Annotated in this window: 16 protein-coding genes; 4 read left to right on the forward strand and 12 right to left on the reverse strand. The window is 44.3% G+C overall.

What is annotated here, in order from left to right:
* The first annotated feature begins 123 nt into the window (after window positions 1-123).
* From AAFX28_RS11150 to AAFX28_RS11165, 4 genes are all read left to right on the forward strand, one after another.
* Window positions 124-1,140 (forward strand): Fe(3+) ABC transporter substrate-binding protein, encoded by a 1,017-nt coding sequence (locus AAFX28_RS11150; RefSeq protein ID WP_408687679.1) that lies wholly within the window; start codon window positions 124-126, stop codon window positions 1,138-1,140.
* A 230-nt stretch (window positions 1,141-1,370) separates the two neighbouring features.
* Window positions 1,371-2,996: an ABC transporter permease gene (locus AAFX28_RS11155; protein ID WP_408687681.1), complete on the forward strand. Its 1,626-nt coding sequence runs from the start codon at window positions 1,371-1,373 to the stop codon at window positions 2,994-2,996.
* Window positions 2,996-4,027: an ABC transporter ATP-binding protein gene (locus AAFX28_RS11160; RefSeq protein ID WP_408687683.1), complete on the forward strand. Its 1,032-nt coding sequence runs from the start codon at window positions 2,996-2,998 to the stop codon at window positions 4,025-4,027. The genes AAFX28_RS11155 and AAFX28_RS11160 overlap by 1 nt, the downstream gene beginning before the upstream one ends.
* A gap of 86 nt (window positions 4,028-4,113) precedes the next feature.
* On the forward strand, window positions 4,114-4,728 hold the full coding sequence (locus AAFX28_RS11165) for a glutathione S-transferase (protein WP_408687685.1): 615 nt from the start codon (window positions 4,114-4,116) through the stop codon (window positions 4,726-4,728).
* Between the two features lie 82 nt (window positions 4,729-4,810).
* Here AAFX28_RS11165 and AAFX28_RS11170 read toward each other — a convergent pair whose 3' ends face one another.
* The 12 genes from AAFX28_RS11170 to rsmC form a co-directional block, all read right to left on the reverse strand.
* Window positions 4,811-6,223 (reverse strand): phosphoglucomutase/phosphomannomutase family protein, encoded by a 1,413-nt coding sequence (locus tag AAFX28_RS11170; RefSeq protein ID WP_408687687.1) that lies wholly within the window; start codon window positions 6,221-6,223, stop codon window positions 4,811-4,813.
* Between the two features lie 55 nt (window positions 6,224-6,278).
* Window positions 6,279-8,687, reverse strand: a complete 2,409-nt coding sequence (locus AAFX28_RS11175) for a GH36-type glycosyl hydrolase domain-containing protein (RefSeq protein WP_408687689.1) — start codon at window positions 8,685-8,687, stop codon at window positions 6,279-6,281.
* Between the two features lie 87 nt (window positions 8,688-8,774).
* Window positions 8,775-10,685, reverse strand: a complete 1,911-nt coding sequence (locus AAFX28_RS11180; protein ID WP_408690861.1) for a beta-N-acetylhexosaminidase — start codon at window positions 10,683-10,685, stop codon at window positions 8,775-8,777.
* 10 nt (window positions 10,686-10,695) lie between these two features.
* Window positions 10,696-11,571, reverse strand: coding sequence for a BadF/BadG/BcrA/BcrD ATPase family protein (locus AAFX28_RS11185; protein ID WP_408687691.1), 876 nt, complete (start codon window positions 11,569-11,571; stop codon window positions 10,696-10,698).
* A complete protein-coding gene (locus AAFX28_RS11190) occupies window positions 11,571-13,292 on the reverse strand; it encodes a glycoside hydrolase family 9 protein (protein WP_408687693.1) in 1,722 nt (573 codons plus the stop codon). Before AAFX28_RS11190 ends, AAFX28_RS11185 begins: the two co-directional genes overlap by 1 nt.
* A gap of 70 nt (window positions 13,293-13,362) precedes the next feature.
* Window positions 13,363-14,358, reverse strand: a complete 996-nt coding sequence (locus AAFX28_RS11195; RefSeq protein WP_408687695.1) for an ABC transporter ATP-binding protein — start codon at window positions 14,356-14,358, stop codon at window positions 13,363-13,365.
* A 42-nt stretch (window positions 14,359-14,400) separates the two neighbouring features.
* Entirely contained in the window at window positions 14,401-15,384 is a 984-nt protein-coding gene (locus tag AAFX28_RS11200) for an ABC transporter ATP-binding protein (protein WP_408687697.1), read from the reverse strand.
* A 2-nt stretch (window positions 15,385-15,386) separates the two neighbouring features.
* The gene (locus AAFX28_RS11205; protein WP_408687699.1) at window positions 15,387-16,412 is read right to left on the reverse strand and encodes an ABC transporter permease; all 1,026 of its coding nucleotides are present in this window, start codon (window positions 16,410-16,412) and stop codon (window positions 15,387-15,389) included.
* A gap of 2 nt (window positions 16,413-16,414) precedes the next feature.
* Window positions 16,415-17,401: an ABC transporter permease gene (locus tag AAFX28_RS11210; RefSeq protein ID WP_408687701.1), complete on the reverse strand. Its 987-nt coding sequence runs from the start codon at window positions 17,399-17,401 to the stop codon at window positions 16,415-16,417.
* 173 nt (window positions 17,402-17,574) lie between these two features.
* On the reverse strand, window positions 17,575-19,257 hold the full coding sequence (locus tag AAFX28_RS11215; protein ID WP_408687703.1) for an ABC transporter substrate-binding protein: 1,683 nt from the start codon (window positions 19,255-19,257) through the stop codon (window positions 17,575-17,577).
* A gap of 656 nt (window positions 19,258-19,913) precedes the next feature.
* On the reverse strand, window positions 19,914-23,300 hold the full coding sequence (locus tag AAFX28_RS11220) for a response regulator (protein ID WP_408687705.1): 3,387 nt from the start codon (window positions 23,298-23,300) through the stop codon (window positions 19,914-19,916).
* Window positions 23,301-23,508: 208 nt separating this feature from the next.
* Window positions 23,509-24,531 (reverse strand): 16S rRNA (guanine(1207)-N(2))-methyltransferase RsmC, encoded by a 1,023-nt coding sequence (gene rsmC, locus AAFX28_RS11225; protein WP_408687707.1) that lies wholly within the window; start codon window positions 24,529-24,531, stop codon window positions 23,509-23,511.
* Between the last annotated feature and the right edge of the window lie 28 nt (window positions 24,532-24,559).

Consider the following 24,559-nt stretch of genomic DNA (forward strand, 5'->3'; position numbering starts at 1 on the left):
CGCCACTTGAAACCTGCTCTGATGAGCAGGTTTTTTTGTTTCTAATCATTGTTTTCTAAATTATGATGAATATAATAACGCAACTGATAAACGTTATCATTACGAAGTTAAAGGACTGAACCAATGAAAAAACTGCTAACTCTTTCTGCTCTAGCATGCGCGACAATCGCACCTACAGCGGCAATCGCTGCAGAAGAAGTGAACGTATACTCTTACCGTCAACCTTTCCTAGTTGAGCCAATGTTCAACGAGTTCACTAAAGAAACAGGTATTAAAGTAAACGTTAAGTTTGCAAAGAAAGGTCTAGCAGAGAAGCTAGCTCAAGAAGGCGAATACAGCCCAGCTGACGTGATTCTAACTGTAGACATCAGCCGCCTATCTGAGCTAACTAAACAAGATCTAGTTCAAGCGGTAGAAAGCGATATCCTAGAGAAAAACATCCCTGCTCAGTACCAAGACACTGACAATGAGTGGTTTGCTCTAACAACTCGTACTCGTAGCGTTTACTCTTCACGTGACCGTGTAGGCCGCCTAGGTGAAGATTTCACTTACGCTGACCTAGCTAAGCCAGAGTTCAAAGGTAAAATCTGTACTCGTAGTGGTAAGCACCCTTACAACGTATCTCTAGTGTCTTCTATGATCGCTCATAAAGGTGAAGCTGAAACTAAAGAGTGGCTAGAAGGCGTAAAAGCAAACCTAGCACGTAAACCTCAAGGTAACGACCGTGCACAGGTTAAAGCAATCAAAGAAGGTCTATGTGACGTTTCTCTTGGTAACAGCTACTACCTAGGTAAGATGGTTAACGATAAAGAGCAGAAAGCATGGGCTGATGCGGTTTACATCAACTTCCCTAACCAAGCTACAACAGGTACTCACGTAAACATTTCTGGTATGGCGATGGCTAAATACTCTCCTAACAAAGAGAACGCAGTTAAGCTAATGGAATTCCTAGCGGGTAACACTGCTCAAGGTATGTACGCAGAAGTTAACTACGAATACCCAGTGAAAGCGGACGTTAAGCCTTCAGAGCTAGTTGCTTCTTGGGGTGAGTTCAAAGCTGACACTATCTCTCTAGACGAGATCGCAGATCACCATGAGGCTGCTATCAAACTTCTAGACGAAGTGAAATTCGACCTATAATAGTCTTTGTAGTGGGTCTTTGACCTATTAAGACCACAACCTCAAGTGCCGTTTAACAGGCCCTTGGGGTTGTTTGCTTTCTAGCTAAAGCGTTCACGTTGCACGCTAATGAATTGTGTGTCTTGAAGTCACTGACGTATATGGGTATAAATACCCTTAGACTATCAAAGGGATATGAGATGTATTTGCAAACGCATTTGTATTTCATACGGCCTCGTTGTAATTAGGCGATGAAAGAAAAGAATTACTTATGGAAAACCAGTAGCGGAGTATTGGCTTTGTTACTGGTTTTGCCGATCTTAGCAATATTTATGACAGCTGTTGGGGAAACAAATGAGCTCTTCACTCATTTAATGTCCACAGTTATGCCCACGTATGCCTACAATACGGTTGTGCTTGTATTGGGGACTATGGTGCTTTCTCTCGCTTTAGGTATACCCTCTGCTTGGATTATGGCGATGTGCCGAATCCCTGGAGAAAAAGTGTTGCAATGGGCGCTTGTGCTTCCCCTCGCTATGCCGGGTTATATCGTTGGTTATATTTTTACGGACTGGTTTGATTTTGCCGGCCCAGTCCAGATTCTGTTAAGAGAACTTACCGGTTGGGGACCAGGTGAATATTGGTTCCCTGATATTCGAACCCTTACTGGTGCGATTATCGTTCTGTCCTTGGTTCTTTATCCGTACGTCTATTTGCTATGCCGAGCCGCATTTATGGAGCAGAACGTTTCACTGCTCCAATCTGCTCGTTTACTTAAATGCTCCCCTTGGGAAAGCTTCAGACGCATCTCTTTACCTTTAGTCCGCCCTTCTATGGCAGTTGGCCTTTCTTTAGTTGCGATGGAAACCATCGGTGATTTCGGTACGGTGAGCTATTTTGCGGTTAACACTCTCACGACGGCTGTTTATGACACCTGGCTTGGGTATTCCAGCTTAACGGCGGCTGCTAAGATTTCAGCGATTATGCTGGTGGTCGTTATCTTGCTTTTAAGCTCTGAAAGATACAGCCGTCGCAAACAAAAGCTGTTCCAAAATCAGTACAGTAGCCGAGAAGATTTTCGCTACGTGTTGGTAGGTTGGAAGAAATGGCTAGCGGTCTCTTGGTGTTGGGGGCTGGTTTGTATCGCCTTTATTTTTCCTTTGGGTCAGTTGGTCATCTATGCTTACAAATATTTTGCACAAAGTTGGACGGCTGAATTTCGTGAATATGCGATCAATAGCCTGTACGTGTCTTTCAGCGCGGCGTTCATTGGTGTCTTTGTTGCGCTAATAGTTAACTTTTGCCAGCGTGTGAACCCAGGACGTAGAAGCCTGACATTTATGCGCATTGCTTCTATGGGTTATGCCGTCCCTGGAACTGTGCTAGCAATTGGTGTCATGGTGCCAGTATTGTTCATGGATCATTTGGTTAATGATATTGCCAAATGGATGGATTGGGGGCGCCCGGGTCTGATTTTCTCAGGCTCAATGTTTGCGTTAATCTTTGCGATGGTAGTACGCTTTTCTGCTGTAGCGATTGGTAGTATTGAGAGTAGTTTAAGCAAGGTTTCTCCTTCTCTTGATATGGCTTCGCGCACAATGGGTTGCAATGCCAATTCCATGTTATGGCGTATTCATTTCCCGTTAGTCCGTCGCGGTGCATTGATAGCAGGTTTGCTTGTTTTTATTGAATCAATGAAAGAGCTCAATGCTGCTTTGCTGTTAAGACCTTTTAACTTTGAAACCTTAGCTACGTATGTCTATAACTTTGCTTCTGATGAACACTTGGAACTTGCAGCGATGCCTGCGGTGTTATTGGTGTTAGTTGGCTTAGTTCCTTTAGTCATTGTTAACCGTTCACTGGAGCATTCCCACTAATGAGCTGTGCACTATCAATTAATAACTTAACGTGTAAATACGACGAGCAGACAAAGGTTTTAGAGTCTTTATCGTTTGAAGTTGCTCAAGGTGAGATTGTTTGTCTATTAGGCGCAAGTGGTTGCGGTAAAACGACATTACTGAAAGCTATTGCAGGATTGTTACCTTTGAGTTCAGGTACCATGAGCCTGAACTGTATGATGATTGATGATGGTGACAACTGGTTACCACCAGAGCAGCGTAATATCGGAATGATTTTTCAAGATTATGCGCTGTTCCCACATCTGACGGTAGCAGAGAACATTGCTTTTGGTCTTCGCGAACTCTCTGTCACAGAGAAGAGTAGCAAAGTTGATGAGATGCTAGAGCTAGTTCATTTATCTGGTTATGGTGAGCGTTATCCTCATCAGTTATCAGGTGGTCAGCAGCAGCGTGTTGCTATTGCTCGTTCACTCGCTTACAAGCCAGATCTATTGCTACTTGATGAGCCTTTCTCAAATATCGACACTCAAGTGCGCCACGAATTGATTGGTGAGATCCGTAAGATATTTAAGAAGCAGGGTGTTACAGCAATATTTGTAACTCACAGTCGTGAAGAAGCCTTTGCTTTTGCTGACAAAATGGCGGTAATGAACCACGGTGTGATTGAGCAATATGGTACGGCAAGTGAGCTTTACTATCAGCCATCAAGTAAGTTTGTTGCTGACTTCTTAGGTGGGGGGAGCTACCTAACTGCGACCCGTTCATCTGAGTCGCAGTTTAATACCGATCTGGGCGTCGTGGAAGCGATTACTCAGCATGATATTCAAATTGGTGCGAGTTGCCAGTTACTACTTAGACCGCAGCATGTTCAGATTCATGCTGCCGAAGAGAGCAGCGTAAAAGTGCTTGAGCAGCAGTTTATGGGCGACCATTGTCGCTATGTGATCGATGCTAGCGGGAATCGCTTGCTTGCTAGTTCTGCAGAACCTCTTTCTATCGGTCAACAGGTGGCAGTTAAAATCGAAACTCAGGGTGTGTTAGCGTTCTAGAATGAATAAGTGATTTATTTGCTCTCTTTTGGGCTGAGCGTTAATACAATTCCAGTTAACAGGTTAAAAAATAACAAGGAAGTGAAATGAAACTGTATGAAACCGCTATGACGCCAAGCTGTAAACGAGTGAATATCTTTCTAAAAGAAATCGGAGGGGAGGTTGAGCGAGTTGCGCTCAATGTCCGCGACGGTGATAACCTAGCTGATGGCTTTAAATCAAAAAGTGTTAATGGAAAAGTACCCTTATTAGAGCTCGAAGACGGCACAACGATTTGTGAGAGTGTAGCGATTTGCCGCTACTTTGATGAAACATTCCCCAATAAACTTGCTTTGTTTGGTGCTAATCCGCTTGAGCGTGCCCAAATAGAAATGTGGCATCGCGTGGTCGAATTCCAAGGCTTGTATACTGCTTTTCAAGCGTTTCGTAATATCACTGCTATATATCAAGATCGTGAAAACTGTGTCGCCGCATGGGGAGAGGAGTCGAAATCTCGAGTGAGTGAATTTCTTCCTGTTTTGGATAACAGGCTTGCCGCGAGTAAGCATATTGCGACGGATGATTTCACCATTGTAGACATTACTGGGTACATTTTTATTGGCTTTGCTATTAATGGTCTTCAGATTGATGTTCTAGACAGCTACCCTAATATCGCTCGTTGGTTTGAAACAGTGTCGCAACGAGAGGCATTTCAAAGCTAATCCTTATAAGGTTTACGTTTAAAAAAGCCCGGCTATACGGCCGGGCAAAGACATCCACCTATAGGGTAGTGAATCAAGTAAATTAGAGTTGTAAAAACTCTTTCACTTGCAGTACAACCTTCTCTGCAGTCTCTTTATCTGCCATTTCAGCAAAGATACGCAGCAATGGCTCTGTACCAGAGAAGCGAGCAATGACCCAGCCGCCATTCTTAAAGTACACTTTGGCTCCGTCATCGTAGCTGACTTTATAAATCTCATATTCAAATTCAGGTAGTTGCTTTTCAACGTAAATACGGTTGTGGAGCGTCTCTTTCTGGGCTGGCTTAAATGTACAGTCACCTTCGGCTGTGTACGCGTAGCCATACTTACCGTAAATCTCATCAAGTAGCTCAGACAGTTTTTTGCCCGTCACGGATAACATTTCAACTAAGAGGCTTGAGGCAAATACCCCATCTTTTCCTTTGATATGACCGCGAATGGTTAGGCCGCCAGAGCTTTCGCCACCAATCAGCGAGTCGTCTGCTTCCATTTGTGAGCTAATGTGTTTAAAGCCCACTGGCACTTCGAATGACTTCTCGCCATGATCTTCAGCGATCTTATCTAGGATGTGAGTTGTGGCAATATTACGGACGACAGAACCTTTCCAGCCCTTGTACTCCAACAAGTAATAGTAAAGTAGCATCAGCACTTCATTCGGGTGAATGAAGTTACCTTTTTCATCGATGATCCCTAAACGGTCAGCATCGCCATCAGTACCAATACCAATATCATAGCCTTCTGCTGCGACAAGGTGTTTTAGGCGATATAAGGTTGCTGCGCTTGGTGATGGCATTAAGCCGCCAAAGTCAGGGTTCTTGCCATCATTGATTACATCAACATCACAACGACCGTTGATCAGTACAGTCTGTAGGGCATTTTTTGCTACACCAAACATAGGATCAATCAGTACACGAAGGTTGGCTTTTTTGATGGCGTCGATATCAATAAAGTTAATGATTGAATCGACGAAGTCGTTCATCGGGTTGATGACCTCAACGAGCTTATCTTCAACTGCTTGGTCAAACTCGACGCTTTGTACTTTATCTAAGGTTAGTTGTGCAATTTGAGTTTCGATCTTTTCAGTGATCACTTCATCCGCATCACGACCGCCTTCAATAAACACCTTGATACCGTTGTAGTCAGCAGGGTTATGCGAAGCGGTAATACATGCAGAATAAGCACAGCCCATCTCTTTTGCTTTGAACATTACGATAGGTGTTGGGACAAATTTATCAATAAAGCTGACTTTGATTGAGTTTGCTGCGAGAACCTCTGTAAACCAGCGGCCTGCCTTGTCTGATAAAAAGCGGCGGTCGTAACCGACGATGAAGCCTTTATCTGCAACCTTTTCGTTGTTGATGATATTGGCCAGTGCTTGAGCGACGAGTTGGACATTATCTTTGGTAAACTCTTCGCCGATAAAAGCGCGCCAGCCACCTGTTCCGAACTTAATCATGGTTATAATCCTTTAACTAAACAAAGAGCCTCTGATTAAGAGGCTCTGCTGACAATTAACCTAAAACAACAACAACGTCGTTTACGCTGCCATCCGCTTGAACTGGGACTGCGTGTCCTGTGACTTGCTCACCATTCACAGTAATCAACTTCACGCCTTTACTCACTGAGTCTGGGTTTTCTACTTTGATGTTGTAAGTCGCCCCTAGCCATTGACGAGTTACTTCAAAACCAGGCCAGTTCGTCGGGATACATGGATCAATGGTTAGGCCATCGAAGCCAGTGCGAACACCTAGAATGAAGTTGGTTACTGCAAAGTATGCCCAGCCAGATGTCCCTGTTAACCAAGGATGGTTTGCACGACCGTGGTCTTGGTGGTCACGACCCATGATGAACTGAACGTACGAATATGGTTCTGCAATACGTTTTTCAATGATGTCGTTTTGGTTGTATGGGTTAAGTGCATCGTAGAACTTCATTGCACGGTCACCACGACCAAGTTTCGCTTCAGCAACCCACGCCCATGGGTTAGGGTGCGAGAAGATTGCACCGTTTTCTTTCACACCTTGGTATACGCGTGTAACGAAACCGATATCATCGTTTGGTGTTGCAAATGATGGTGAGTTTAGATGCAGGCCATATTCAGAGAACAGGTTCTCATCGACGGCATCCATCGCTTTCTCACCACGCTCCTGAGAAACCGCACCTGACAATACTGCTAGCGTATTTGACTCTAAGTGAACTCGCCCTTCTGTTTGCTGCGCAGTACCGATTTTGTCACCATCTTTAGTCAGACCACGGATGTACCAACCACCTTCGTCATCCCAAAGGTGACTTTCACACGCCTCACGAACGTTCGCCGCCATTTTTGTATATTTCGCTACATCTTCTTCTTTGCCTAGGAACTTAGCTAGGTCGATAAACTCTTGTAGAGCCCAGAAGTGTAAGAATGAAACCATTGAAGATTCACCACCGCCTAGGTTTAGACAGTCATTCCAGTCTGCGCGAAGACCTTTACAGATACCTGTTTGACCTACGTACTCAGCGGAGAAGTCTAGCGCAGCTTTCATGTGGTCATATACTGAAGCGTCACCGCCATCAGCGTAAGGGATCAGCTCATCAAAGAAGCTGTGTTCGCCTGTTTCCATCACGTATTTACAGATTGTTGGAACTAACCATAAATGATCGTCAGAACACGTATCTTCAATGCCGTGGATCTTGTCATCATCAGACGGTGTAGGAACTACGGTTGGAGATTTAGATGGAGCGACATCGGCTTTCTCAGGATCGAACCAGTCTGGATCAAATAGGTGAAGACCGTAACCTGCTTTCACCTGACCACGCAGAAGATCCACGATACGCTTACGAGTCATTTGAGGGTTTGCATGCGGCACAGAAATAGCGTCTTGCGCAGTATCTCGGTAGCCAAGACCTGTACGTCCACCGACCTCAATGAATGAAGCGAAACGAGACCAAACAACACAGGTTTCAGCTTGGTAAAGCGTCCAAGCATTGATCATTGTGTCTAGACCTTCGTTTGGTGATTTCACTTGGAACTTGTCACAACGTTCATTCCAGTGTTGTTTAATTCCAGCAAAGGCAGCGTCAACGTTAGCAAGGTCTTGGTATTTTTCACGTAGGCGTTCACCATTGCCTTTACCGATACCTAGGATGTAAGCGAAACGTACTTCTTCTCCTGGTTGGATAGTGAACTGCTTGTGTAGTGAACCACAATGGTTGTAACAAGTTTGGGCTGTGTTTGAGCATTTACCTTGCTCTACTGCGATAGGGTTTGCTTCATCACGGTAGAGGCCTAAGAAGCTGTCACGCTGACCGTCGTATGAATCTGGGCTAAACGTTGATGCTAGGTAGTAGAAACCTTCGAAATCGTTGGTGTTGTAGTAAAGGTCGTATTCGATAACGCCTTCACGATATTCAGTACCCGCAGAGTATAGGGACATCTGATGGTTTTGGTTATCAGATTGGATATGGCTGAATGAGAACTCAACGAAAGAGAACGCACTGATGGTACGCGGTTTATCTGACGTGTTTTTGATAACAACGTCCCATAATTCAGCGTCTTCACCTTTTGGAACGAATAGCGTTTTTGTCGCTGTGATACCGCTGTATTCACATTTGAACTTAGAATATGACAGGCCATGACGAACTTCGTAATTTGCTTCATCTAAGCTTTTCGCGACAGGTTGCCAAGAGATTGACCAGTAGTCACCGGTTTCATCATCGCGCAGGTACACGTAGTGCCCAGGGCGATCGAATGTCGCATTTGGGCGGAATTTGGTAACACGGTTATATTCTGGAGAGTTGTAGAAAGAGTACCCACCAGCGTTATGTGAGATAACAGTACAGAATTTCTCTGTGCCTAGGTAGTTAGTCCATGGCGCAGGGACGTCAGGTCGAGTGATGACGTATTCGCGATTGTCGTTATCGAAATAGCCGTATTTCATGTTAATTTCCTTTTTACCAAGCTACCAGCGGGGTAGCCAAAATTTTAAGCTAGTGAAAACTGCGAATGGCCACCATTCGCTCAGTTGTTATTTCCACGGGTGTCGATATTCAATTTCTTGTTTATCAAGTAGAGGCAAGTGACTCTTCAACCGTGATAGATAGTTGTCCCAATCTCTTTCAGATTTCTCTGTCCAACAAGCTTCTGCCATTGCGGTCAATCTTGGGAAAACCATGTAATCCATGCGAGATTGATGAATCACAATCTCGCTCCATAAAGCACATTGAATACCTAAAATACGTTTGCGAATTGGGTCTGTATCAGGCACTTGAGCAAGAGGTTCATAGCGATAAGCACTTTCAAGTGGGATGACTGCCGCCCAATCCACGCCAGGTTCTTCAGGACTGTAATCTTGAGTCATGTCCAGATAAGTCGATTGCCCCGGCTGTAAGATCACGTCGAAGCCTTGTTTGGCACAATTAAGTGCAGCTTCTTCGCTCAACCATGAATAGATAACGGTGTCTTTACTGACTTTGTTGCCATGTTGTGCTTCTTCCCAGCCAACCATGCGTTTACCCAATGAACGCAGTTTCTTTTCTGCATAGCGAAGCAGGTGTCCTTGAAGCTCTTTAGCGCTTTGATAACCTTCTTGTTTCATCAATGCTTGGCATGCTGGGCTTTCTAGCCACACACCGTCAGGCACTTCGTCTGCTCCAATATGTATCCAAGTGGATGGGAAGAGTTGAGCGACTTCTTCTAGAACTTTATCTAAGAAGAGGTAAGTACCTGGTAGTGCAGGAGAAAGCACGTTGTCGTTGTAGTGCTGAATACTGCGGTATTGAGACTGATCGTTTGGATCTGACAGTAATTCAGGTAAAGATTTAATTGCTGCTCGACAGTGTCCAGGAATATCGATCTCTGGAATGATATTAATGCCTCTTTCGTCTGCGAAAGCGATGACTTCTTTGATCTCGTCTTGACTGTAATATCCACCATACACATCGGCTAGATGACTATATTGAGGCTCAATAGACGTTTGTGTGCCACGGTATGCGCCAACGGCGGTAAGTTCAGGTAGAGATTTGATCTCAATACGCCACCCTTCATCATCAGTAAGGTGCCAATGGAAGGTGTTGAACTTGTAGTGAGCCAGTTGGTTGATCAGGCGTTTTACTCTATCGAGAGGGTGGAAGTGTCGAGCGCAATCAAGCATCATGCCACGATATTTAAAGCGTGGTCGGTCAACGATCTTAATATAAGGGATGGTTAAACGGTTTTTCTCGTCGACACGAATCAGTTGGATAAGTGTTGCGCTTGCATGAACGAAGCCCGAGCGAGAGCCAGACTCTAGTCGAGCCCCTGAGCTACCTACCGTTAATTGGTATTCCCCTTCATCAAGGGTTGGGTTGTTTCGGTAAACAATGTCGCTTTGGCCAATAGCAGGTGCATTGAATCCGTAGAGCTGGGTGAGCTCCTGCTGTAACCACGTCGCCGCTTTTTCTGCTAGTGAAGCTTGTAGTGTGATTTGACTTGAATGGGTTAGTGAAAATGCCCCTTCAAGATGTTCAATATGATTTGGCTTGGGAATTAATGCTAACTCATTTGGCGTTGCATGAGGTAACTCACTACGCTCGCGATAAGGTGAGGCTAGCGCAATTGGAGTCAAGGTTACTGGGTATTTGTCCGCACCACCATTTGCTAGGATCAGAGCGTCCTTGAAGCCATCGGTATAAAAACGAAGTGGCGCAGTATTAATACTAAATTCGCAGTAGTAGTGCTGATTTGCCTCTAAACAAGTAACATCTGGTTGCACGGTACAAAAACTACCAATTTGCTTTACTTCACCATGGGTGAAGCTATCAGGCAAAATATAACGGTCGATGATAAATTGCAGACGCCAATCCGTCAGATCTTTATCACTAAGATTATGGATAGTTAAACCAAAGCGACAAAACTGTTTTTGTTCAGAAAGTACTGCAAGTTCAACGCGGTAGCTCATCATTTTATCCTTAATACAAATTATGTTCTGGCTGACCAGCAAACATAAGAGCGCCTTCGATGGCGTCAAACTGAGGGTCTACAACCCAAGCTTGCACTGGTGGAGAAAGCCAAGCTTTTATTCGTTCAGCGATACTGCCCATCAAACAGATGCGAGTAGCGCCTTTACGATTTAATGCGACAAGGAACATCTCTATATCAGCAGCCGTTTGTTTCAGCATTTTGATCGCTAATGGATCGCCTTGATGAGCATGTTTGAAGATCGCTGGTGAAAACTGACCGTAATCACGAGGTAGGGCGCTTTTCGACCACTCGACAATTTGGTCAACATCATTGTTGAAGTGAGACATAACATGCTGAGAAAGAGGTGTTTCCTCAATGATATCGTCTTGTGCGAGTAGAACTTGCTGGATCAGGCGAAGCCCCATAACCGCACCGCCACCTTGATCGGAAATTGGAAATTCTCGTCCGCCTACAACATGTTGAGTCCCGCTAGCTAAGTAGATGCCACAAGAACCGGTACCTGCAATCATGATTGCACCATCATCACCATTGTGCGCGCCAACACATGCACCGTATGCGTCGGTGTTGAGAACGATAGAAGCAAATGGATGAGGCAAAGCCATAAATTCGTGCCAAGCAGATTTTTGCTCTGCGCCTGCCAATGCAAGACCTACATGCATTGCAGAAAAGTCTGCTTCACTTAGGTTTGCTTGTTTAGCTGCTTGAGTAATGGCATCGACAATTGAAGCCATCGCGACATCAACACCTAGCAAAATGTTTGCACTGCCACTTTTGGCTTCGCCGACAAACTCACCATTTTCAGTTCGAATACGTGCTCGGCAAGAAGTACCGCCACCATCAATGCCTACATAGTAAAGGGTCATTATTTTTCTCCCTTGGCTATGAAGTAAGTCGAATGATTCAAAACGGCGAGCAAATACCAAGCTCCGTGAGGAATCCATTGCTCACCCCAACGCCAGTTCTGCAACATGTCGTCTTTTTGTTTTGGCGGGTTAAAGGCAATGTCTTCTTCATCGTCAAATCCACCAGTAATGCCATTGCAAATTCCACCTTTAGTATTGAAAAAGCCAAGATCTGGTAGGTAGTCTGGGTTGTTATGGCCGTGGCCATCTAACATACACATATGGTACGGGTTCAAGCCCAGAATCCAGTTAAGGCAATCTTGTGAGAATGTCGTTAGCTTTTGTTTTAACGCTGGGTCTTGAACGTGTGGAAGGGCAAAGAAAGCCATGCTACTCAAAGAGCCTAATCGAGCGTTTTCACCTTGCCACCAGTAGCCAGTTTCATTGTTGTGAGCGACGAAGAAAGCATCATGTTTGTCGCCATCAACTGCTTTAACATATTGGCGTGGGTAGCCGAATGGGTTAGCGACGTGTGACGTGATCGTCAATTCAAACTCAACAGCTTGAGTGACTGTCTTAAGTGCTGAGCTATGAAGAGTCTCATCGGACTCGATGGCAAGGTACTCACATAGTGCAATGACCGGCAAACCTGCTTCTGCTGCGTGATAGTATGGACGGCTACCGTCATTATTCGCAGACCAGAAATGATTAAACTGTTCGTCACAAAGCTGGCGTTGCTGTAGCTTGTCACTCCACAATCGACACTCTGTTAAAAACTCAGGGTTACGAGTGCTTTTATACAATTCAACTGCGGCAAGTAGAGCACAGTATTCATCAATGATGTTTTCTTCACCATCATTGAGGTATTGATGATTATGCTCTTTTAAGTGCCAGTAACCGCGAGTAGCAGCGTCTAGGTATTCCGCTGATTGATATTCTCCATGTTCATCTTGGCGAGATGCGGCGGCTAATGCTGCTATCGCAACCCCACCACCTTGTCGGAATGCTGATTGGTAATCATCTGACTTATGACCTTCTTGTGTAGCATAAGCACAGATTTCTCGCTGTTTGATGTCTTTAGACCACTTATCAAACACTGTCATATAGAAAAAGCCTGCTTCGTCTTGCATACGAACTAAAAAATCAGCGCCGAAGAGTGCTTCTTCAGTCAGGCGAACTTTTGAAAACAGCGGGACGTTGTCATTATCTTTAATAAGCTCAGCGCCGTTGAACATATTCCAAACAACCATAGGAATTTGCTGAGGGTTAAGGTAATTGGCGTAAGAAAGGTGGCTTAAGTATTTACTAACATCACCAGAAGCATCATACCAGCCGCCGTGAACATCAGCGGTTTTGTCTGAGCCTAGTAGGGGAGCTTGGTGATCTTGTTTATCAAAACGACCACCACTACGTTGAGATTTAAAGTAGTGCAGTACGTCAGAGAAGGTATTCTTAAGCAATAAACCTTGGCCGACTTGAAAGATTTCAGAACGTAAATTATCGACTTTCAGGTAGTAGCGGCCGACTTGTTCAAATTGAGAGAATTCAATGCGAAAAAAATTCCCTTGGTGCCAGTTGGCGACTTTTGTACCCTTATTGATACTAAAAGACGCTACAGTTTGATGACTGTCAGCACAAACTAACAGCGCAGTGGTAGATGAAAGACGCGCTTTACGAGTCATCAAAACAGCCTGCTTAGGCCCAAGGGCTTCATAACCAATATGGTTAGTAAGTAGCAGCATCAAAATCTCCGAAATTAATATGTTATAGGTCTAGTTGAAGCGCCAAGAGCTTAGCCCTTGGCGTAAGTCATTAATTTTCGTATAGGTAACAACGGACAAAGTGGTTATCAGAAAGCTGAGTCACTTGAGGTAGTTGTTCACGACATTTGTCAGAAGCGTGCTGACAACGGCCTGCAAATGGACAACCAACAGAAGCAGGAGTCCACAACGGAATTTCGCCTTTGTTGCCTTTGAGCTTCTCGTGAATTGATTTGCTTGGATCTGGAACCGCTGACACTAACAGCTGAGTATATGGGTGTTGAGGGTTGTGAATGATCTCTTCTGTATCACCCCACTCAACCATGTGCCCAACGTACATAACTGCAAGATCTTCAGCGATGTAGCGTGCTGTCGCGATATCGTGAGTGATGTAAAGCAGAGACATTTGCTTCTCAAACTTCATCTCTTCCATCAGGTTCAAAACACCTGCACGAATCGATACGTCTAGCATGGACGTTGGCTCATCGGCCAATACCACTTCAGCACCAACAGCAATATTACGCGCCAGGTTTACACGCTGACGTTGACCGCCGGATAACTGGTGAGGGTACTTCTGTGCCGTCTCTTTTGGTGGGATCAAACCTACCTGTTCTAGAAGATCGTAAACGCGCTCTTCTTGTTCTTTCTTATTGCGAGGATCCACTTTTTTGTGGATCAGCAATGGACGCAAAATATGGTGGTAAATGTTGTGAGTTGGGTTAAGAGAACCAAATGGGTCCTGCCACACCATCTGCACACCTTCTCGGTAGTGCATTAGATCAGAACGAGATTTAATGCTTTGGATGTCGCGTCCTTTGTATTCGATTTCGCCTGACGTTGGTGCATACATCTTGGCAATCATCTTCGCAGTCGTTGATTTACCAGACCCCGATTCACCTACCACAGACAAGCCGCGGCTTTTGTACATCTTGAATGACACGTCATTGATTGCACGCATCATAGGTTGTTGTAAGGAATTACTATTGATTGGGAAATCCTTAACTAGGTTTTTCCCTTCGATTAGTAGTTCACCAAATTCTTTGCTCATGATTGTCTCCAGTAATCTTTATTATTATTTCTCAATGGCTTTCTAGAGCTTCGCGTGAGCGATTGGCTCACCATATAGGTGGCAGTTTGAGAAACGATTTGGCTCTATTTGTCGTAGCTGAGTTGGTACACGAGTACAGGCTTCGTGCACGCGATCACAGCGAGCTTGGAAACGACAACCTTGTGGTACCTCTAAAAGATTTAATGGATTACCTGGAATACCCGTTAGCTTCGTTTTAGGGCCAGTTAGTGGAGGGAAAGAACTACCTAATCCTTTGGTGTAAGGGTGGTAAGGGCTTTCCAAAATCTCTTTTGATGGGGCAACTTCGATCAGCTCGCCGGAATACATGATTCCGATACGGTCTGAGAACTCCACCATCAGTGAAAGGTCGTGAGTAATGAATAGGATAGAAAAACCAAATTCTTCTTTCAGTGCATAAATCTTCTGTAGAATTTCGCGTTGAACAACTACGTCAAGAGCAGTCGTTGGCTCATCCATGATGATCATCTTAGGGTTTAATGCGAGCGCAATAGCAATAACTAAACGCTGACGCATACCACCAGAGAACTGGTGAGGGTAATCCGTTAGACGGCTAGGGTGAATATCGACGATTTCCAGTAAACCTTCAGCGCGCTTACGAGCTTGATCGCGCGTCATGTTGGTATGACGCATGATTACGTCACAGAACTGGTCTTCCATTGTCAGTACTGGGTTCAATGCGTTCATTGCACTTTGGAACACCATAGACATCTCACTCCAACGGAATGCTTGCATACGCTCGTCGCTGTATTTAATGATGTCTTCACCGTTGAAGATAACCTCACCGCCAGTGATAAATGCTGGTGGCTTATGAAGGCGCATTAGCGAGAAAGCAACGGTAGATTTGCCACACCCTGATTCACCAGCTAAACCAAATACTTCACCTGGTGCGATATCAAAGCTTACGTTGTTACAGGCGCGGACATCGCCCGCGGCTGTAATATAGTCAACGCATAAGTTGCGGATAGAAATGAGTGGTGCTGTCATGATTATTTATCTCCGCTCCAAAGTGCATTTTGAGGTGCAAGCTCAGGCTCACGCTCTTTCTTATCTTGCTCTGCTAGTTTTTTCCAACGCTTCATACCTTTGTGCGAACGAAGCTGAGGGTTAGCAATTTCATCAACCGCGAAGTTAAGTAGTGCTAGACCTGTAACAAGTATTGTTAGTGCTAAACAAGGTGCGATGACTTCCCACCAAGCGCCGATAAGCATCGCTGATGAAGTTTGTACGTTGTACAACATGATGCCCCAGCTGATAGTGCTTGGGTCGCCAAGACCTAGGAATGAAATAATTGATTCCATACCGATTGCGTACATTACTGAGCCGATGAAGCTCGCACCTACGATTGGAATTAGGTTTGGTAGAATCTCAACGAAAATGATACGGAATGAAGACTCACCAAGAACCTCAGCCGCTTTAACAAACTCTTTTTCACGCAGTGCAAGAGTTTGCGAACGTATCACCCTCGCACCCCAAGCCCAGGATGTACAACCAATGATGATGGCAATGGTTAGCGGTCCTGCCTCACCAATAAATGCCGCTAGAACAAATAACAATGGGTATTGAGGAATAACTAGCATGATGTTCATGGCAGCGGTCAGAACGTCATCGACTCGACCGCCGAAGTAACCTGCTGAAATGCCAATTACTGTTGCAAGGAAACAAACGGTTAAACCTGCACCGAAACCAACACCAAGAGAAATACGAGCACCGTGAACAAGTTGAGACCAGATATCACGGCCCATACGGCTTGTACCTAGTACGTGATCAGCTTTCTTAGACATGATCATTGTGCGTCGGTCAGTCGCTAGGTTCTCTGCAATCCAACCATCTGGGTTAGCTTTGGCAGACTTCACGACAAAACTAGGGTACTCGTGTGGGTTGCCTGAACGTTTGTCTGGAGCGTGTTTGGTAATCATTGGCGCAGCAACGGCCATAAAGATAAACAGTGAAACAATCACTAAGCCTGCACATGCGTATGCATTACCAAGAATAAGTTTAAATAAGTCTTTCATAATTATTTCCCTCCCTTACGAAGGCGAGGATCTAGAACAACGTAAAGCATGTCGGCAATCAGGTTAAACGACAGCATGAATAGCGTCATGATGATCAATTGGCCTTGAAGAACTTGATAGTCACGAGCATGAATAGCGTTTAGAAGAACAGTACCTAGACCTGGGTAGTTAAAGATGATTTCAATAATTAACTGACCACCAATTGCCATACCTAGAGACATAGAAAGAGCAGTCACACTTGGAAGAAGAGCGTTGCGCGCAGCGTAGTTAAATACGATACGATTTTCGCTAAGACCCTTACCTTTCGCCATTGTGATGTAGTCTTCTGCTAGTAGGTTAATCATGTTGTTACGCATGTTTACCAAGAAGCCACCAATCTGGATGACGGATGCACAGAACAAAGGAAGTACAGCGTGATAAGCGACGTCTTTATAGAAGGCCCAACTGGTCCAGTCAGGGCTTGTACCTGCGGTATATGCGTAGCCTGTCGGGAACCATTTCAAACCGATAGCGAAGATGAACAGTGCCATCATTGCGATAACAACCTGTGGTACGGCTTGAATGATTAGCATCCCAGGAGTCACAAAGGCATCGTACTTACTACCACGTTTCCAAGCAGCAAAAATACCTAGGATTGAACCTAGAGAGAAAGAAAGGATTACTGCTGAACCTGCTAGGAATAGAGACCAACCGAAAGCACCACCTAATAGTTTATTTACTGACAGAGGGTAGAATTGGATTGATGTACCTAGCTCCCAGCTAAGAATGTTTTTCATGTAGGCAACGTATTGTGTAAATAAACCGCCATCAACAAAGCCAAGAAGCTCTTTCATTGCGGCAATACGTTCCGGCGTTACCTGTACCGAAGCGTTAGCAAACATCATGGTTACCGGATCACCCGGCATTGCACGAGGAATAATAAAGTTTAGCGTCGCAGCAACTAATAAAGCGACAAAGTAAAACGACAAACGTCTTAAAAAATAACCCATAACTCACACCTTACTCACCCAGATTTTCCCTGTTTCTGGTTTCAGGTCGCTCCTAGCGAAAGTTCAAATTTAGAGCGAATAATCCCCTGACGACTGGCGCCATATTGCAAATAACTCATAGAGTGGGGGATTGAGTGGCGCACAGAAAGTACGCCACAAGATAGAACAACTACTTATTTAACTGGTTTTAGGTCCAGTACGTGTAGTAGACGCTCTGGGATACCAGCCCAAATGTTTGGACGGCCTTTAGGATTTTCTTCGTTCCACCAACCAGTAAAGCGAGTTGTGTTGTATTGGAACATGTAAGCACCAGACATCACAGGAACAGTTACCTGGTCAGCAGCGATGATTTGCTGGATGCCGTGAGCGATTTCTAGCTGCTCGTCTTTATCAGCTGTCTTGTAGAAGCTGTTTAGAAGACCATCTAGCTTATCGTTCTTGTAGAAGTGCATCGCGAAACGAGGCATACCATCACCAGCTTGAAGCTCTGAGTTGTACGCACTGTTCCAGTATAGGTGTGGATCTGCACCGTGGAAGTAGTTTGTGTAAGCAACGTCATATGTTGCTTCTAGCATCGCTTGGTTGTACACAGAGAAGTCTGGCGTACGAGCTTTCGCTTTGATGCCTACTTCAGCAAGTTGCTCAACAGCTAGCTGAACTGTGTTGTTGAAATCAGTCCAACCGTTAGGTGATTGAATAAGTAGCTCGAAAGACTTACCAGATGGAGTGTCAACGAAACCATCTTTGTTCACATCTTTAAAGCCCGCTTTTTCTAGAAGCTCTTTAGCACCTTCAACGTTGTATGTGTTGTAGCCTTGGTATTTCTTATGAATGCCTTCATCAGACCAAGTTTTAAATGCGTAACCTAGACCTGAAGCGAAGTCATTCACTGTACCACCGCCGTAGAATGCGATATCAATGATAGTTTGACGATCAAGAGCCATAGAGAATGCGCGACGGAAGTCTACATTAGTTAGTGCTTCATTCTTAGCTGCATCAGGGTTTTTGAAGTTAACTACGAATGCTTGCGTACCTGCTGGTGGGTACCAGTATTGGTGGTTAGGGCTCGCAGCAGCGTAAGTACGGTCGATGTCTGGAATGAATGAAGACGTCCAGTCCATTTCGCCGTTTACAACTTTACCTAGGAACTGGTCGTTGTTTGCAATTTGAGGAACACGTAGACAGTCAACGTCTAGGTTGTCTGCATCCCAGTAGTTAGGGTTAGCACACTGGATGTACAGTTGAGCTGTAAATGTATCGATCTCAGTAAATGGACCTGAACCTACCGGATTTTCGTTAGTGAAGGTTGATGGGTCTTTTACATCTTTCCAAACGTGCTCTGGTACTACAGGTACTTTTACGATTTCGTAAGGAGCATTTGAGTTAGCTTCTTTGATGTTGAACTTAACTTGGTAGTCGTTCAGTTTTTCAACGCTAGAAACCCAAGAGTTGATACCACTTTGATCTAGCTCTGGCTTCTCTTTAACTAAGTTGAAAGAGAAAATGACGTCGTCTGCATTGAATGTTTCACCGTCAGACCACTTCACGCCTTTACGTAGGTCAAATACAACGCTTCGTAGATCGTCTGCAATTGTGTAGTTCTCTGCTAGACGGAATACTGGTGTGTTGCCCTGCATTTCGTTGAATACTACTAGTGGCTCGTATAAGAAGTCAGTTGTAGTGTGTAGGTTAGTAGCACCTAGGTACGGGTTAAAGTTACGAACGAATGTAGTAAATTCTTTAGGGTGGATCGTCAGTTCACTGCGTTCAGCTGCTGCTGCAACAGATGTGAATCCTGTTGTTGCTGTTGCAATAATTGCTGTTGCTAGTGCTGTTTTTTTAATGTTGGCAAGCATAGCTGTTCCTTACTATTTGCTTTCATTTCACTTATATGGATGGAATGTTATCAATTGATAAACACTCACTAAGGCCTACCTCTCTATTTGAACTTTCACCGGAGGAGGTCAAGGTTCGAGAGTGGCCTGTAGGCCTTAGGCACAGTAAGAAAACACCTTAACGTTAATTTTAGCAATTGCTATTCCCGTTAAAACCGTTAAAACCCCACTTAACATCGTCAATTCCGTTGAAAACAACTAAGTTGCTGTATTTTTGTTCGCAATTTGCACTTTGAACTGGGTCGCATAACATACCACCTTTAATTTTTCTTGTGAGTGGTCACTTACTTCTTATGCCTTTTTATATAATGTATTTGCTGCCTGTATTTAATCTTGAGATCTTGGTCACTGGTGCTAGATAGTGTTAATTTACGAACTTAAATAAAAACTGCCGTATTGTTGTGATTGCCTTCGCAATATGAACTCTTTTTGTTCAGATATTAAGATTTAGCCCCTTTTTATAGCCTCTTAAAGCGGATTTATAGAAGTCATTGTTGACGTTGATTAGTGTTGTTTTACGTAGCGTAATAACTCAATGTTGGGTTCAATGTAGGCAGCTGAAGGCAATAAAAAAGCCCGCACATGGCAGGCTTTCTTGTTACTTAATTGGCCACTCGTTAGCTGGTAAGTAAGTGGTGTAATTTGTCACGCAGCGCTTCGATATGTGAGCGTTCAGGGCTTTGCTCATTACAGTGCTCTAAGATGTAATCGAGTGAACTCAGAACCGTTCTCCAACGTGGTGTTTTAGGTAGCGTCTCTGGACGTAAGTATTTATCGAGTGTACGGGTTTGCAATGTACTTCTGTCTAGATACACACGCCATAAGCCACTTTGCTCAGCGAAAGCGAACTTAGTTTGCCCTGTAACTGATTCCCAATAAGAGAGTGCGCTTGTCATTGCATCAACGAGGACTTCACGCATCACTTCTTGTTTAGATTTACTATCACTCGCCACACGGTCAGCTAAGCGAGTAAATTCGCCGCCGAGTTCTTTTAGTTCCTGAAGCTTGGCTTTGTCCCCTTCAAAGGCAAAACTCGATAATGCTTCAATTGCAGTCTCTAAGTTGTTAATGCGAGATGCATTGATGCTACCGCCAACGTTAAAGATGTACATCGACTTCAAGCCTGCTCCCTCAGGCAGTTTTAGGATATCTGCCGAGAGGTGTTGTCTGACGTCTTCGACATAGATATCAATGATGCCACAGTAATGCTCTTGGACTACATTTAGGAATTTAGGAGCAATCAATTCATCAGCATTAGAACGTTTCAGTTGTTCTGTTGAACGTTTAAATAGGCGAGATGCCGCTTCATTAGCAAAGCGTATCTTGTTGTCATCTCTAACACAGACAATGGCTTCAGGAGCAGTTTCCAGTTGTTCTAACAAGCGTCCTTGAGTTTCTAGTAAACTTGCTTCAACCATAGCTCGATGTTTTAGCTCTAGCTGAAGCGCTTGGTTTTCCAACCTTCTTTGCTCTGCTTTACTTGCGGTAAGGTGCGCAACGATACGAGCAGCAAGCTCTTGTTTATTAAATGGCTTAGATAGGTAGTCATTCGCACCCGCATTAAAGCCGCGGACTCTATCATCTGTTTGGTTCAAGGCGGTTAGCATAATCACTGGTAGCGCAGCGTGATCATACGTCTCACGTAGAGACTCACAAACTTGGTAGCCACTCATTCCTGGCATCATGATGTCTAACAGCAGTAGCTCAGGTTTTTCTTTTTCAACTGCAGCGAGAGCTTCATGACCGTCCTTTGCAGTTCGAACACGATATCCTTCTAGACGTAGGAAGCTATCTAATACTCTTAAGTTTACCGGCTCATCATCCACCACAAGCAGCAGCGGGCCATCTGGGTTCTCTGGCAAGGTAGCTGGCTCAGTCAGCTCAATATTACCAGTTTCCGGCGCTTTGAAATGCGGCGCTTCATACTGGTTTGCTGCTTCAATTTGTTCAAGGGAAGCGATCGGAAGAGTAAAGCTAAAGGTTGTCCCAACCATTGGCTGGCTACTTACGTATAGTGAGCCGTTCATCAATTCAATAAGCTGACGGCTGATAGACAAACCTAGTCCTGCACCTTGGCGGTAGCGACTCGAATCGCTGCCTGCTTGAATTAACGGTTCAAAAATATGTTCTAGTTGATCGGCAGGGATCCCTTGGCCTGTATCGACGACTTGCACACGGATATGGTCATCAACGACGTTAGCAGAAATAACGATCTTACCTTCACTTGTGTATTTGATGGCATTTCCGACCAAGTTATATAGCACTTGCTCTAGTCGTTGTGGATCCGCGCTTACCCACACTGGCTCGTTTGGTACTTGGTTAATGATGCGAATCGGCTTGCTGCCGAGTAAGTGAGAAGAAAGCTCAAGTACTAGGCGCGTAGCTCCAGAAAGGTCAACGGCACTGGTATCGATATCTAAATTGCCGTAGCGCATCTTGTGGTAATCAAGCAGGTCATCAACCAAAGTCGCAAGGCGCTGACCACTACTGATGATAATATCGAGTTGGTATTTGTGCTCTGAAGTAATTGGTCCATTTGCGCCAGAAGCTAAGGCTTCAGCGATACCTACCATGCCATGTAATGGAGTGCGCAGTTCGTGAGAAGTCGTCGCTAAGAATTCATCTTTTAGCTTGTTAGCTAGCTGAAGTTCTTCATTTTGCTTTTGGATCAGCTTTAAGTTGCTCTCTAGCTCTTCATTTTGTTGTTTTATCAGTAATATTTTTTCGCGAATAGAGCGCTGCATGCGTTCGAAGCTAACGGCTAATCGACCGATCTCATCTTTACGTTGAGTATTGGTAATATCAGTATCAAGATCACCAGCAGATGCTTTCTCCGCTGCCCATGTTAGTTTCAGCAGTGGAGCCGTGATGAAGTTAGAAAGGTAGTGAGAAGCCATTACAACTAGCAAAACAGCTGTCAGCATTGCGAAGATAAACAGCGTTTCAAGTTGGTGAACTCGAGCAAAAGCAACACTCTCTGGTACTTCGACCACAATTGCCCAATCAATCCCTTTTAAAGATATTGGACTGTAAGCGGCAATGATTGCTTCGTCTTCAGTGTTTGAGTAAGTCCCAACATTGGTTAAGCCCGCAAGTGCAAGGTCAACTACTTGACGGCTTTTATCAATATCTTCTTGCTGATAAGCCAAAGTACGAGATTGATGATCGCTGCCCACTAATAGTGTCTTCATTGACGCGATGTTGTTGGTATCCGCAATCAGCTTAGTAATACCGTTATTAGGCAGCCTGAACATTGCGTAACTGTGTAGGTAACCTTGTTGGATGATAGGAGCACCAAACCATGCGACTGATTTCCCTTGCTCTTGTGAAAAATCTGAAATAATCACAGGGGTAAAATCTTCATTTGTTTTACGCTTTTCGGTCACTAAGCTTTGTAGCTTCGCGAATGTCTGGCCTAGGTTAGCGTCTTTATACTTTCCGGTGAGTAGGTTGGTCCCATAATTGTCATATTTATAAATGGAGTAGGTGACGTTACCTTCTCTATCGATCAGTAGAATGTCGTCAAAGTCCGAACGTTTCAGCAACTCTTGGTAAGCCCAGTGATAACGTTTATGCAGTAATCGGTATCGTTCGGTACCGTTGTAAATGCTAGATTGGGGTAGGATTGACGTTTTTATCTGATCACCAGAACCTTCAATGTAACGCTTTTGTGCGTATTGACGCGCTTGGTCTATATCGAGACCTAAGCTTCTGAATGCATTAACGAGTCCATAGAATCGTCCACCACTAGCATAAGCTAACTCCGAACGAACAAAGCCCATTACTTCGGATTCTTTCGCATACAGATAGTCGATAACTTGCTGTTGCTTACTATCACGAACAGAAACAAGGTGTGAAGTGCTCTGCTCTTGAAGATCTTTAGTATGGGATTGTAAAAAGAATATTGCGATAACAGTGAGAGGAGTAATGCTCAAGACGAGAAACGCGAGCATTAACGTACTCTGTAGACGCTTAAATTTTTGCTTTCGATACAGCTTAAACATGATCTATTTAGACTTTCCGTAAGAATTCAGCTTGCTGTGTTGAATGGCACGTTACAAGCTAGGTAAAAACGTTATTTTCCTAAGATGACAAAATTAACGAGTTTTTTTACTTTGACAAGTAAGTTGCAAGGAAAGCGTGGAGACAAGCCCAATTTTATCGAATTGCGATGAAGGTTTGCCCAATCTAACGGAAGATTGGGCGAATAGATTACTTTTTAGCGCTGTAGATTGCGAACTTGGTGGTCTTATTTAGCGTCTCGCAATTACCAAAGGCTTTTTCAATAATTGGTGGATATTTGAGAAAGCTGTTTGCCACGATAAGCAGTTGTCCGGCTTTGTTCTGATAGCTTGGGGCTTTAGCCAGCAAGGTTTCAGTCGCGCTATAGCTCGTATCTAGACCTGCGTGGAATGGAGGGTTGCTTATAATGAAGTCGTAATCATTACTTGTGTCTGAATAGACATCTGAAGCAAACACCTTACCCGTTAGACCGTTGGCTACGAGTGTCGCTTTACTAGATTCAACAGCTAATGCGCTGATATCACACATTTCGAGTTCAATTCCAGGATTAAGAGTTGCCATTACGCTGCCAATCACACCAGCACCACAGCCGAAATCGAGCACCTTTCCAGTTAGATTAGGCAGTGTGTCTAAAAGCAGTTTACTGCCAATATCAAATTCACCGTGGCTAAATACTCCAGGTAAGCTCTTAATCGTTAGTGATGTTTCTTTGTAGCTGACTTGGTAGCTCTTGAACCATTTATCGAGCTCAAAAGCTTCAGGAGTTTGAGTACACTGTCCCCAGTAAAAAGAACAACGTCGAGCGGAGTCATATTTCGTAATTGGGCCATATGGCTTAAACATCTTTTCAATGCTTTTAATACCAGAGCGATTTTCTCCGACCACGACAATTTCTGTATTTTCACCAAGTTTTGCCATTAGCATCGCAAGTAGGTATTCCGCTTCCGCTTTCGCTTTCGGCCAATACAGTAATACCACGTCTGCCGGTGTTTCTTGGTCAAACTCTGCGCCAAACACACTGGTAATCTTAGGCTGAGATTCAAGCTGTCTGTGGTAACCGTAGTTAGTTGTGAAAACCGTAACGGAGTGGCAATGATTCGCTAGCTCTACCGGGAAAAGATCTTCAGCTTCTCCTGCAACTAGTACATGTTTACCTTCAAAGTAAGCAAGCTGGCGCTGGGCTATTTGGCTTGGGGCGATGTAAGCAGACATAATGAACTCGGTGTAAAAAATTGAGGGA

This window comes from Vibrio sp. TBV020 (genome assembly GCF_046056895.1).
Taxonomy (GTDB): domain Bacteria; phylum Pseudomonadota; class Gammaproteobacteria; order Enterobacterales; family Vibrionaceae; genus Vibrio.

Excerpts from the sequence above, each read along its gene's own strand:
- AAFX28_RS11160 (WP_408687683.1), top strand. The coding sequence starts at position 2,996 with ATGAGCTGTGCACTATCAATTAATAACTTAACGTGTAAATACGACGAG.
- rsmC (WP_408687707.1), bottom strand. The coding sequence starts at position 24,531 with ATGTCTGCTTACATCGCCCCAAGCCAAATAGCCCAGCGCCAGCTTGCT.
- AAFX28_RS11165 (WP_408687685.1), top strand. The coding sequence starts at position 4,114 with ATGAAACTGTATGAAACCGCTATGACGCCAAGCTGTAAACGAGTGAAT.
- AAFX28_RS11185 (WP_408687691.1), bottom strand. The coding sequence starts at position 11,571 with ATGACCCTTTACTATGTAGGCATTGATGGTGGCGGTACTTCTTGCCGA.
- AAFX28_RS11210 (WP_408687701.1), bottom strand. The coding sequence starts at position 17,401 with ATGGGTTATTTTTTAAGACGTTTGTCGTTTTACTTTGTCGCTTTATTA.
- AAFX28_RS11170 (WP_408687687.1), bottom strand. The coding sequence starts at position 6,223 with ATGATTAAGTTCGGAACAGGTGGCTGGCGCGCTTTTATCGGCGAAGAG.
- AAFX28_RS11205 (WP_408687699.1), bottom strand. The coding sequence starts at position 16,412 with ATGAAAGACTTATTTAAACTTATTCTTGGTAATGCATACGCATGTGCA.
- AAFX28_RS11175 (WP_408687689.1), bottom strand. The coding sequence starts at position 8,687 with ATGAAATACGGCTATTTCGATAACGACAATCGCGAATACGTCATCACT.
- AAFX28_RS11220 (WP_408687705.1), bottom strand. The coding sequence starts at position 23,300 with ATGTTTAAGCTGTATCGAAAGCAAAAATTTAAGCGTCTACAGAGTACG.
- AAFX28_RS11200 (WP_408687697.1), bottom strand. The coding sequence starts at position 15,384 with ATGACAGCACCACTCATTTCTATCCGCAACTTATGCGTTGACTATATT.
- AAFX28_RS11155 (WP_408687681.1), top strand. The coding sequence starts at position 1,371 with ATGAAAGAAAAGAATTACTTATGGAAAACCAGTAGCGGAGTATTGGCT.
- AAFX28_RS11195 (WP_408687695.1), bottom strand. The coding sequence starts at position 14,358 with ATGAGCAAAGAATTTGGTGAACTACTAATCGAAGGGAAAAACCTAGTT.
- AAFX28_RS11150 (WP_408687679.1), top strand. The coding sequence starts at position 124 with ATGAAAAAACTGCTAACTCTTTCTGCTCTAGCATGCGCGACAATCGCA.
- AAFX28_RS11180 (WP_408690861.1), bottom strand. The coding sequence starts at position 10,685 with ATGAGCTACCGCGTTGAACTTGCAGTACTTTCTGAACAAAAACAGTTT.
- AAFX28_RS11190 (WP_408687693.1), bottom strand. The coding sequence starts at position 13,292 with ATGCTGCTACTTACTAACCATATTGGTTATGAAGCCCTTGGGCCTAAG.
- AAFX28_RS11215 (WP_408687703.1), bottom strand. The coding sequence starts at position 19,257 with ATGCTTGCCAACATTAAAAAAACAGCACTAGCAACAGCAATTATTGCA.